General features: G+C 58.6%; 11 protein-coding genes. 7 read left to right on the forward strand and 4 right to left on the reverse strand.

All coding sequences use genetic code 11. From position 1 onward, the window contains the following. The first annotated feature begins 103 nt into the window (after positions 1-103). The 7 genes from BMX99_RS18990 (at position 104) to BMX99_RS19020 (ending at position 7,555) form a co-directional block, all read left to right on the forward strand. Positions 104-988, forward strand: a complete 885-nt coding sequence (locus BMX99_RS18990) for a DUF1403 family protein (RefSeq protein WP_008335645.1) — start codon at positions 104-106, stop codon at positions 986-988. 2 nt (positions 989-990) lie between these two features. Next, entirely contained in the window at positions 991-1,581 is a 591-nt protein-coding gene (gene scpB / locus BMX99_RS18995) for an SMC-Scp complex subunit ScpB (RefSeq protein WP_027246250.1), read from the forward strand. A 309-nt stretch (positions 1,582-1,890) separates the two neighbouring features. Further along, positions 1,891-3,225, forward strand: coding sequence for a DUF4365 domain-containing protein (locus BMX99_RS19000; protein WP_008335641.1), 1,335 nt, complete (start codon positions 1,891-1,893; stop codon positions 3,223-3,225). Continuing rightward, on the forward strand, positions 3,222-4,697 hold the full coding sequence (locus BMX99_RS19005) for an argonaute/piwi family protein (RefSeq protein ID WP_008335638.1): 1,476 nt from the start codon (positions 3,222-3,224) through the stop codon (positions 4,695-4,697). Before BMX99_RS19000 ends, BMX99_RS19005 begins: the two co-directional genes overlap by 4 nt. Before the next feature lie 244 nt (positions 4,698-4,941). Further along, the gene (locus BMX99_RS19010; protein ID WP_008335637.1) at positions 4,942-5,541 is read left to right on the forward strand and encodes a helix-turn-helix domain-containing protein; all 600 of its coding nucleotides are present in this window, start codon (positions 4,942-4,944) and stop codon (positions 5,539-5,541) included. Beyond that, positions 5,534-6,751: a type II toxin-antitoxin system HipA family toxin gene (locus BMX99_RS19015; protein WP_027246249.1), complete on the forward strand. Its 1,218-nt coding sequence runs from the start codon at positions 5,534-5,536 to the stop codon at positions 6,749-6,751. Before BMX99_RS19010 ends, BMX99_RS19015 begins: the two co-directional genes overlap by 8 nt. Before the next feature lie 12 nt (positions 6,752-6,763). Continuing rightward, on the forward strand, positions 6,764-7,555 hold the full coding sequence (locus BMX99_RS19020) for an AbiJ-NTD4 domain-containing protein (protein WP_008335632.1): 792 nt from the start codon (positions 6,764-6,766) through the stop codon (positions 7,553-7,555). Between the two features lie 209 nt (positions 7,556-7,764). On the opposite strand, the gene BMX99_RS19025 is transcribed toward BMX99_RS19020, so the two are convergent. The 4 genes from BMX99_RS19025 to BMX99_RS19825 all read right to left on the reverse strand — a co-directional run. Continuing rightward, positions 7,765-8,892: a reverse transcriptase family protein gene (locus tag BMX99_RS19025; RefSeq protein WP_175480280.1), complete on the reverse strand. Its 1,128-nt coding sequence runs from the start codon at positions 8,890-8,892 to the stop codon at positions 7,765-7,767. A 250-nt stretch (positions 8,893-9,142) separates the two neighbouring features. Continuing rightward, complete coding sequence (locus BMX99_RS19580) at positions 9,143-10,402, reverse strand: phosphoribosyltransferase-like protein (protein ID WP_139199595.1); 1,260 nt, start codon at positions 10,400-10,402, stop codon at positions 9,143-9,145. Between the two features lie 78 nt (positions 10,403-10,480). Then, complete coding sequence (locus BMX99_RS19035; protein ID WP_200813253.1) at positions 10,481-11,062, reverse strand: plasmid pRiA4b ORF-3 family protein; 582 nt, start codon at positions 11,060-11,062, stop codon at positions 10,481-10,483. Between the two features lie 591 nt (positions 11,063-11,653). After that, positions 11,654-12,021, reverse strand: a 368-nt coding sequence (locus tag BMX99_RS19825; protein ID WP_244525697.1) for a hypothetical protein, incomplete at its 5' end; no start/stop codon positions are given.

Raw genomic sequence — 12,021 nt, forward strand, 5'->3', positions numbered from 1 at the left:
GTCCGATAATGCAAACTTATTGGACATGACTGCGAGCGACAAGGTGGGGCGGTTTATGTGCTATTTTCTGGTAGAAAGCGCCGCGCTGATATAGGCTGCAGGCATGACATTTGCCCGGCCGGATCACATCGTCGACCTCGACACGTTACCCCGGATGCCCGCCTGGGTCACCTCTGCACGCGCTGAAACCCTTGAAGATGTTGCGTTTTTGTCGGGTTCGGCGCTGAACCACCTGCATCTTATGTTGGGACGCGCGGAGGTGCCCCAAGCCTTGTTTCGGGACCGGCTCGCGCTGCGCGCGGCCGAGGCTTGTATCGCGTTCTCTGGGCGGCCGGAGCGGGCAGGGGAGCTGCGCGACGCGGTGCACCTGCTGCGACCCGGCGATCTGCCCGGACCGGCGGGCGAAACTAGCCTCGCCTGGCGACGCGCTGTGGAACGGCCGGTATCGATCAAGGCTCTGGGTCGAGCCTTGCCCAGCTTCGACCTCCGCCAAATTGCCGCGTGGCTTGATGTGGGGAAAGGGGCGCCGGTAACCTGGGCCGCGAAGGTGTTGGAGGCGGTACTGCACGAGGTGCCGCGCGCAGATGTAGTAGGACTGATCCTCGCGGATGCGGCCCTCGCTCAGGCACTCGGCTGGGATCATCTCGTGCCGCTTCTGGCCCCAGCCCTGAAACGCGCCGACCTGCGCAAGCATGGCGAAGACCTGCGTCTCGCCTGTCATCGGGCGCTCGTCTCATCGGCAGTCGAGGCCGTGCGCCTTGCCGCTGACCTCGAGCGCCGAACGACGCATCTGAAATCCGTCGCGCCGAAACTCCGGGCCAAGGGGGCAGGGCAGGCGGTCGAGTTGTTCCTGACCAGCGATGCGGTTGCCCCTTCGGCGCTGCCCTTGCCGGATCGCGCCGCGCGGCGGCTCTGCGATCGGTTGGTCGACCTCGGCGCTGTGCGCGAGCTGACCGGGCGGGACACCTTCCGGCTTTACGGGGTATAGTGATGGCCAAGGATCGCCCCGAACTTGAGCTTGACCGCGAGTTGTCCGATCTGCCGCCCGAGCTGCGCTGGCGGGAATGGATGCGCCGGATCGAGGCCGTGCTCTTCGCCAGTGCCTCGCCAGTGCCGCGCGAAGACCTTGCCCGCGTGGTGGGGCAGGCGGCTTCGGTCGAATTGCTGGTCGAGGACCTTGCCGCCGATCTGGAAGGGCGGGCCTTCGAGATCGCTCGGGTCACTGGCGGCTGGATGTTCCGGACGCGGGCCGCCTACGCGCCCGCGATCCGCGCAGCGGCAGATGTCGGGAACCAGTTTCTGGATCTGAGCGAGTTCGACGTCGCGGTCCTGGCCGCCATCGCCTACCATCAACCGATCACCCGCGACGGGCTCAAGGACATCTTCGGCAAGGAGATCAGCCGCGACCTGATAGGGCGGCTGCATTCGCGCAACCTGATCGGGACCGGGCCAAAGTCGCCCAGGCGAGGGGCCCCCTATACCTTCGTCACCACCGAGCAGTTCCTGGTCGCTTTTGGGTTGGAGAGTCTGCACGATCTTCCCGATCGGGAGCAGTTGGAGGATGCGGGGGTTGTGGGGTAGCTGCTTCAAGTGGGCGTCGGCTGACGAACTGGAATCCTCGGCATAGAATTCATCCCGACTTTGCTCTCGCGGAATCTACCTCTGGGCATCATCGTCGGCAGCAACGAATTCCATCGTGAGGACAACGTCAGTCGTTTTGAAATCTGGTCGGGAAAGCTTGATAGACCTATTGACCGGTCAGTCCAAGGGTCGCCTACCCAGTTCATCTGCGATCATTCAATCCATCATGGCCTACATGTAGTATCCGAGGCCTTACGAAACGCTGATTGAAGTGCTATCTCTTTCATATGGAAGGTACGGGTTATTGGCGTGAACAAGAAGATTACTGCCAGTCAGCGCATTGGCGAAATCGGGGAGAAGGCGGCTAATCTTCAATTCTTGCGAATTGGGTTCCAATTCGATGGGCGTTCACGGCTGGAAGCGGGGATAGACGGCATCGCTGAGGTGATGGACGATGATCAGCCGACAGCGAAGATGATTGCCGTTCAGGTCAAGGCTACTGAGCGTGGCAGCTATGTCGGCGAGACGGACGCCGGTTTCACCTATCGTGTCCGCGCTTCAGATTTCGACTACTGGCGCGGCTCCAACCTACCCGTGATCCTTGTTCTCTACAGGCAATCAGATGACACGTTCTTCTGGAAATCGCTCGAAAACCTCGTTGGCGAGGCCGAACGCACATTGCAGTTCGACAAGGAGCGCGACGTCTTGGACGGACGTGCGAAGAATCACCTCGCTGCCCTGACCGTCGCCAAGCAAGGACACGGTTACTACGTCCCGCCACTTGGGGGAGGGGAGGAAGCGATCATCAACATGGTGCCATTGCAGCTTCCTGAGGAAATCTTCGTCGCACAGACACAGCTCTCTACCCAGAAGGCGCTCGCCCGGATGAATAAGGTCCGGGACGGCCAGCGGTACGATTGGATGGTCGATGAAACCTCGCTTTGGACATTCTGCGACCCACTAACCACACCCGTTCGCGACCTGGTCGAACGGGATCAGGTCGAACGGATCGAAACCGACTTTCTGGCACAACACGACGCAGTGGATCAGCAATACAAATTTGCGGGTCTGTTGCGACATACTCTGGGCCATGACTTTCGGGATTTGCTTGGATGGGACCGAAAGAAAAAGCAGTTCTACTTCTTGCCAACACCTGGAGGCGTCGCGCGCAAGTTTCGCTATCTTGGTGCGAAGCAGAAGACACAGGCAGACGTTGTCAGCGTCTATCAGAAGTCGAAGGGGGAGGGGCCCATCGACTATGTGCGGCACCATTCATTCCATCCCCGGTTCGAGCGCTTGGCGGACCAATGGTACCTGATCATCAACCCATCCTACTATTTCACTTCGGATGGAGAGCGCGCGCTCAACTATCCGGATGCCTTGTTGTCCGGGAAGAAGCGCCTCGACACAAACAACACCGTTCGAGGCCAGGTGATCATGTGGCATCGATTGCTGTCAGGTATGGAATTTGAAGATGCCGGCGAACTGCTGGCACCCGACACCAAGACGGATCGTATCATCAAGTTTGGTGACCCGCCTTCCATCGAACTGCCAAAGAGTGTGCCCGAGGACGTGTGGGGCGCGAAGGCGCAGAAGTCGAAGAAGCCGTCCGGCTCGAATGAACAAGGCAGCTTTGACCTATGAGCGACTTCAAGACAAAGATCTTCCCGGAGCCTGAACTGGAATTTGGTGACCAACACCATCATCCTGATCCACGATTGGGGTTGCTACAGGCGGGCCCGTTGCAAACGAACCTGGGGGACACGATCAAAGTCGGCGTTGTTGGCAGCGCTCTGACCGTCGAAAAATCAGGCGAGTTTCTGAATGCGATCGAAGATGGGTTCGAGGGTAAGACCGAAAAGCACCCGAACCTGCACCCGGACTTCCCTGGGTTGAGAAACCAGAACCCCTATCGGTGCCGGTTTGAAATGGTGGCTGCCGAAGATGGAGTGCTGACGAAAGGTCAGATCGAGAAGATTGCCAAGGAACCGAGCGATGCGCGTGCTGTGGAGATAGCCGTCGACGCAGTTATGGCGCAACTGGAAAAGTTGGAGGCGCATCATGAACGGCCGGACGTGGTCATGGTTTCTCTCCCTGTCAAGTTGATCGAACGGGTCTGGAGAAACGAGCGGGCGCGCGATGACGAAGGTATAGAGGGCGAAGCGGCCGACGCGAAAGCTGGCAGAGAAACCTCTCCGAACTTCCGTGGCTTGCTCAAGGCCAGAGCGATGGACCTCAGATTCTCAATTCAGATTGTCTGGGAGGATGTCATCAACCCCGATGCCAAGATCCCTCGCAAGATCAAGGAGAACTCTGACCGCCAAACCCAAGATCGAGCTGACCTCGCATGGAACCTCATGACGACGCTCTACTACAAGGGCAGCGGCAAGGTGCCCTGGCGCAGATTGCCGGAAGAAGGCGAGTTCACCGCCTGTTACATTGGCATCAGCTTTTTCAAGGATGCCGAAACCGACGAGATATGGACCAGTGCTGCGCAAATGTTCGACGAGCGGGGCAGAGGGTTCATTCTTAGAGGCGGTCCTGCGCAGTCAGAGTCGCGGGGTCGCCACCCGTTCCTCACTATCGATGAGGCTCACAAGCTTACCGAGAGCGCCTTGGCCGCCTACAAGTCGGTCCATAGAACGATGCCGGCACGCGTGATCGTCATGAAGACGTCGCGCTTTCGCGAGGACGAGGCCGAGGGTGTTGGCAAGGCGCTCGACGAGGCAGGTGTGGAACTGCGCGATCTCGTTTGGATTCATGAGAGCTATTCAGTCAAGGTGCTGCGCGACGGCGACTTCCCTGTCCTCCGCGGCACCTTCGTTGAACTGGACGGCAATGGGCTGCTCTATACCAACGGCAGCATTCCCTACTATGGGACCTATCCTGGCCTCTATGTCCCGAACCCCCTGTTGCTCTGTCCGCACCCGCAAAGCGAGAGCACGATCGAACAGATTGCGAAGGAAGTTTTCAGCCTCACGAAGGTGAACTGGAACTCGACCCAGATGAACCAACGCTTGCCGATTCCGATCCGAGCAGCCCGTAAGGTTGGTGACGTGTTGAAATACGTTCCCTCGGGGCAAAAGGTCAGCAGTGACTATCGGAAGTACATTTAGAAGCTGCACACGGAGCACGCCGTCGGCTCCGTGGCTGCTGTTAAGAGCATCTGATCGTCGATCCTCGAAGCTCCCAAGTTTCCAGCGGATCTTTTTTCGGCAAGTGACTTCTCTGGCGTTTGATACATAAAAGAACATCACGCGCATGCCTTGATGTAGAATTCTACATCAATCTTGAAGTCTGCTTCAGTGAGTGATATGTTTATGAATATCATAGATGGCAAACGAAGCAGCAAGATAGATCATGAGTTACGCAATAGAGCACATCGCAGAGTCGCTCAAAGCCGCGCGGGAACGCAAAGGGATCTCTCAGCGCGCGCTCAGTGCGAAGGCTGGGGTTCCACAGAGCCACATCTCCAAGATCGAGAACGGGGCGGTCGATCTGCGTCTGTCCAGCCTGGTCGAGCTTGCACGTGTACTTGATCTGGAATTGACTCTGGTCCCGCGCAAGAAGCTGCCTGCCGTTCGGGCGATCATTCGCGGTGATGATGATGGTCACCGTGACGTTCAGAGCGCGCGTAAGGCGACGAACCTATTGCAGCGCCTTGATGACCAGATAGCAGCGCTTCCCAGTGAAACGCTCTCTGAGATTGTCGTTCAGGAGTTGCAGCGCCGGGCGCGCGAATTGATGCACTTCAAGCTTTCAGCCGATGATGTTGTTCAGTTGCAAGAAGCGTCTGCTGCCATGCAGGAGTTCCTGAGCGATCCGCGCAATCTGGAAGCGGTCGAGCAGGCGCAGAGCCAGTTGCGCATGCTGCGCAACGCACTCGCCCATGGGGCGGGTGTATCTGCACCATCCTTACCGCGTCCGGCCTATCGTCTGGATGGTGACGATCATGGCTGATGTCAGTGTCCTTGAAGTCCTGCTCTACGGAGAGCCGATAGGTACGTTGACGCGGGTCAGCGGTGATACCTCGCTCTTTGCTTTCTCTGAAGGCTATGTCGCCGATGCGGGCAGGCCGGTTCTGAGCCTCGGTTTCAAGAATGAGCTTGGGGAACTGACCACTGATTTCGGTACGCAGAACATGCACCTGCTGCCCTTCTTCTCCAATCTTCTGCCCGAAGGTCACATGCGAGACTATCTCGCCGAGCGCGCGGGCGTGAAGCCCGTCCGTGAATTTTTCCTGCTCTGGGTTCTCGGCGAGGACCTTCCCGGTGCGGTCACTGTTCGGCCCGCCGATGGTGAGGCGTGGCCCCCCGACGCTGATGATGGTGAAGATCATCACGATGATCATCGAGATCAGGCGCTGAGGTTCTCGCTGGCAGGCGTTCAGTTGAAGTTCTCGGCTTTGGGAGACAAACAAGGCGGTCTTGCGATTCCGGCCAAGGGGGTCGGCGGCTCCTGGATCGTCAAGTTGCCAGCGCAAGGCTTCGATGCTGTCCCCGAGAATGAATTCTCGATGATGACGCTCGCGCGTCTCTGCGGCATGGATGTTCCGCCGATAAGGCTGATCGATGTTGCCGACATCGGCAACCTGCCCGAGGGCATGGATAAGGTCAGCGGTCAGGCGCTGGCGGTCGAAAGATTTGACCGTCTAAGTGATGGCAGCGCTGTTCACATTGAAGACTTCGCGCAGGTCTTTCGCGTTTATCCCAAGGACAAGTACGAGAAGGCAAGCCAGCGCAACATCGCACAGGTACTGGCCGCTGAATGCGGAGAGGCCGACATCGCCGAGTTTATCCGGCGGCTGACTTTCAATGTGCTGATCGGCAATGCCGACATGCACCTCAAGAACTGGTCGCTGATCTATCCGGATCGTAGGCAGGCAGCGCTCGCGCCGTGTTACGATTTTGTTTCGACCATTGCCTACATAGACGACGACAAGGCGGCGCTCACCTTTAGCCGCACCAAGAAGTTCTCCGGGTTCTCGAAGGACGAGCTGTCGCACCTGGCTGCAAACGCCGGTTTATCCGAGAAGCTGGTTCTGGGAACCGCACGCGAGACTGTCGCGCGCTTCCATGAGCACTGGCAGGCCGAAAAGGGAAACCTGCCGCTGACCGCGGATGCGATCAAGGCGATCGAAGCCCATTTGCACACAGTGCCGATAGCGTAGGGGATTGGCAGAATGGCAGAGAGTTTTTCGAACCGGCACGGCTACCGCAGCGCAGCCGCGGAGATAACCGTTCACGAGGACGCGCCCGAAAACCTGCGCTATGCGATCCCGCTGATTGGGCAGGACATCGGCATGAGCCCGTCCGCCATGCGCCGGATCATCTGTCAGGTGTTGCTCGTCCCGCCTGACCGGAACAACTGGTCGGAGCACCCCAACATCTGGGAAGAGGTCGTTGGGCTACTTGCCGACTGTCCTTGGTACAAGGTCTATGACATTGCTGAAGCGTTCCATACGGCACTCGCGCAAGGGTTCAACGACAATGCAAGCAGGTTCGATGGCCGGCTGAACCAGTTTTTTGTCGAAAATGGCATCGGCTGGCATATGAACGACGGCCAGATAGTCTATCGCGGCTCCGAAGCATTTACCGGCGCGACACAAGAGGCCGTCGAAATCCTCGAACATACCGGGCGCAGTGCCGCCGCACGCGAGATCCACGAAGCGCTGCGCGATATTTCTCGGCGGCCAGAGCCGGATGTGACCGGGGCAATCCAGCATGCCTGCGCAGCGATGGAAGCGACCGCGCGGGATCTGGCCGGCGATTCCAAAGCAACATTCGGCCAGCTTGTAAAGCGATTGGACCTTCCAAAACCTCTTGATACCGCAGCCGAGAAACTGTGGGGCTATGCGTCCAACAACGCTCGTCACGGGTTGGAAGGACAGCAGGTTGATACGCCAGAGGCCGAGCTGGTTGTCAGTGTAGCCTGCGCGGTCTGCACCTATTTGGCCAAACGCGCGGTGATATAGCGGCCCGAACAGTCTGATGAAGTGACTGGGATTTCAGAGATACTGGAGCAACGCAGAAGGCCGACACTTAATTCACAGGACCGGTTCAAAATCAGTGCGATCTCAGGCTGGAAAGACCTTCTAGGTTCTCCGGTGGTGATTTGAGCTCAGAAGCTTCTCCAAATTGATGAAAATCCGTAGGTAGAAGACGCCCATCGAACAGATTAAATTCACCTCCTTGTCTGCGACCAATCTGACGAGTCTAAAATCGCCCGACATTTCGCCGCATAGACCGGATCGATCTGACCGGCGAACGCGATCAGGCCCAACAGATGTTGGCGGAGGCCTTCAACGGAGGCGAATCCGCGCCGCGCTGCATGTTGAACCGGCCCCTGATCGGGAGCGCTTATGTGATACAGGTGCTTTCGAAGCCGCGAGCGGAAATCGCGGGTCAGCTTCGGCGTGTCTCCGTCCACCAAAAGGCCGAGCACGACTTTCCGTGCTCCCGGAGAAACAATCGTCGTCTTGGATTGGTTCGGCGCCAGTCCTCGAGCAGCCAGGGTCTCATAGACTCGCCCTACCAGATCATGTGCGCGGGATCTTCCAAACGACTTTCGTGTCGTTGAAAAGGTGAGATCGTCTGCATAGCGCGAGTATCGGACGCCGAAGGTCTTCGCGATAGCAGTCAGTCTTTCATCTAGGTCGCGCACTGCGAGATTGGCCAACATTGGACTGGTTGGTGCGCCTTGCGGCAAGACGCCAAGCAGGTCTCGTGGATAAAGCGATGTCAAGGACGAGTGCCGAAACTTGGGCGTTCGTCGCTGAGGCAAGACAGCAGTATCGTTGCGATGTTTGTCGCGGAGACGGGTGCACAAGCGCGCAAGCTCAAACGCGACCAGCGGCTGGTAGCCCCGCTCCAAAAACACCCGATGCACGTCGATTTCAGTCAGCGATTCGAAGAAGTTCCGCAGATCAATCTTGACCATCCAAACTGCGCGGCAGTGGCGCGCCGCGGCCTGGGCCAACCGAGACCCTGGTGCAAACGCCGTGCTCGCCGAATGGCAGGGTGCGTGGCGCAGGACTTCGGACGCGATCCAAGTCTGGACTCTCAGCAAGGGCGGCTCAGGCACGGCAATTGTTCGATAGCGCGGAGGTTGGCCCGGGATCGGGCGCTTGCGGATCGAGAACTCCCGATAAGGGTCCGCATCCTGCCTTGAGGCATATGTTTTCAAAATACCGACATCGACGCCCGCCAAATGCCCCAGATGGCCAAGGGTGAGGATCGGCGGGCCGGGACTTGGCTGCCGCAATGTGTGTTCAGCTGTCGCGATTGCATTATTGAGGATGGATTCATCCACTCCTGCCGCAAGGCCTTCGGCGAAGTAGCGTTGAGAGTTCCACGTTCGCATCTACTATCCACCCTTCAGGGTGAGCTTGATCGGATCGCAAGTCAGCCTACCGCTGCGGCGACCGCAAGGTCGTGCGGTTCGATCAAGTTGAGCATCAAGCGAAAGCTTGACCGTGAGCCCATCGCAATCGACGGCCCAGGCATCACCTCCTGCGGGCAGGACGTGACACCAACGGTGCCGGTCGTTACCCCGGCAACCACTAGACATCGCGTGGCGCTCTCAACGCATTCGGAAAGTACATCGTGTCGTCGCCTTGGGGAAGGGGGCTCTTGCGGTCTTGGCGAATCAGTCGTGACGCAACCATCCGCCCTCGTTCGGTCAGTTGATGCGACGCGTTTATCCAACCCCAACCTTTCAAGCGGTCAAGGATTTCGCACACATCATCGATGTTCATGCCGAGACGACCCGATATCGCTTCGGAATGACGGGGAGATCGGCGCAGTGCAGACAGGATGATCGTTTCCAAGCTCGTCGGGCGCAGAATTGCCCCGGTATCCGACGCCTTGGCAGACGCTTCAATACGCGCTCTTTCTTTCTCTGGCGTGTGCGGTTCTTGGTAGGGGGAACCAGCTGTACTGGATGCACGCTCCGGTACCAGCGCCGACCATCTTCTTGCATCCTTCCAGAACATCGAAGGTGCATTGTTCGGCATGCCGTGATCAAACGCCAAAAGCGCCCCCACTTCGCCATAGCCCAGGGGTTTGGACCCTGGTGGCGCATAGCGACGACACAGCTCTTCCATCCGCCTGACTTTTCCTCGGGGAAAGACCGTTTGAATTGTTGGGCATCGTGTCACCAAGCTGACGGTGGGCGATGAGGCGTGATCCTTTACGCGTTCGACCCCAGCTTCTGTCCCTGCGTAGGCCACCACTTCGAAACAAAGGCCGGAATGACTGCGCCTCGACCACCAGCTGCGCACTGTCCGCAGCCTCCATGCGGCATTGAGATAGTTGATGACGCGATCTCCACTTCCGATGAAGTCCGTTACCAGAACGAACCGGCGCGCGCGCTTCTCGCGAATTATGTCGGCCCCAGGGTTGAGAAGGATCGACCTTCGATGGCGCTTGTGCAACTGGGTCAGGACGTTGGCGACAACCCCTTCACTGCCTATTTCTTCGGCGACCTGTCGCTGACGAGGCACCAGCGGCGGTCCGACGCGGCCATATGCGCGCACAGTCTTCTTCCCTTTTTGAATTTTACTCGCGCGGGACGTCTCGGGAAACAAACGGTTGGGTTGCCCTTTCCATTTCTTACGCTCTGTTTCGTTGTAAAGCGCCACGGGGTTGGGACCGATCCTCAGGCGGTCTTCAAGGACCCGCGTCAAATCGCGGCGAAAAGCATCACCAGGGACAAGCCGGATGAGGGACGCGAGGATCGCGGCATCCGCCCGGTCCGCTTCTTCGAATTGATCCACCCATGCTTTCACCAACGGCTGCATGATGGTCGAGCTTGTGGTCACGTCGGTACCTCGATCTCAGTTCTTCAAAATGGTTGCGAGGTTCGCCATATGGATCGCGCGCCAAGCCAGCGTCAGGAGTCACTTTAGACCGCGACACTCTTTCGCCCAAACGAACATCGCACCGACGGCAGCATTGGCTTGCTGCACGCTGAACACTTCCGGTTCGAACGCGCCGGCCCATTGCTTTGTATCACGATATTCCGGGTGGCGTTTGTCGGTCAGCGCGTCGAGAAACTCTTCGTAAGAGTAGGGCCCTCCACAGTCCTCTGGCGGGCACGCTCGCGCTCCGGCAACACAGGCGGGAAAGTCCAGATCTGGTCTTCCGGTTGGTTTGCTAACCTTCTCGACAGTGACGAGGTGCCGCCAGCCATCGCCGAAATCATAAGTGTATATGAACTGATTGCCTTTCTTGACCAGCTCGCCAAGAGTAAAGCTCTTTTCGTCCTTCCGGCCATCGTTTGGGTCCCAGCTGTCGTCACTTTCGTCGCGGGCCTCGAACCTGTCTTCGCCAATCTCGAATTCATGCAAATGATAGTCTTGCCAAGGCATAGCGCCCTGGAGAACGGAATGCAGGATGTCCAAGCTGATGTCATTCGGCACGAGGATCCGGCGCCAGATGGGTGGTTTGATGCCAACAAGTTCGATTTTCAGCTCAATCAAAATGTGTTCCGCCTGTCTCAATGGCCCTGCCGTTGAAGTAACTTTTGATTCTTAAGTTGAAGCATTCAAGGGGAACATTGGCCCCTCCTGCCCTTTGGTCAGGACCGCGCCCTACTCGGTCGGCTGCACGCAGCCGCCCGCCCCGAGCTGAAACGCCGCCTCTCGCTGCGACGTGCTGCTGGCGGTGCAGTCTCCTCCGGAGCCAGCCCGGCCAGCCGTCGCATGGTCGTGGCAACGCTTCATCTCGGCCGTTCCGGTTACGGTCGCTTGGGCGGGCGCGTGACAACATCGATCTCGTATCTCGCGTCTCGGCCGGTGTTGCTCCTTGCTTTGCCGGACGTGCCGTGCCGCCCCGTCATCATAGGTCGCAAACGGCGTTCTACGACCGCCGGATTGCCTTGACCGCAGCTGGCATCAGGCCGGTGATGGTCGTGCTGCGCGGATCGCACGTTACGGGGTGCCGTGGAGGGACCGTTCGAAATCCGGGGGGGGCGGAACGGTGTCGAGGCTTCGACGATCTCCCTGCAGCTCTTCCAGACAACACAGATCGGGTTGCCACGGAAACCAGCCGTCGCGGCACGTGAGGCAGGGTCAGCAAAGCTCTGACTGGCCGGGATGCGGCTCGGTGCGAGAGGACAGAAATATCGCCACCACAGGCATTTCTCTCATTCGGTTGTTCACCCTCCTTTCTTCGCGGCCACCGCACTTCTCCTGGTGTCTGAGTTGCATGACATGCTGGTCGCAGCTGTCGACCCGTCCACAAAGGTTGTCGCCGATCTTTTTCCCCTGTCCCTGCGGGCCATTCCGCGCGGAGCAAATAGACCGGCGCCTGCCCCTCTCCGCTACGCTTCGCCTTCGGTGTGACCGGGCCTTGGCCAGCTGCAAGGTGACCATCATTGCAACGCAAACAAGGAGAAGAGCAATGACCACGAACTGCATCAAATTCACCAGCGCCGACA

The sequence above is a fragment of the Pseudooceanicola nitratireducens genome (assembly GCF_900109195.1).
Taxonomy (GTDB): Bacteria; Pseudomonadota; Alphaproteobacteria; order Rhodobacterales; family Rhodobacteraceae; genus Pseudooceanicola; species Pseudooceanicola nitratireducens.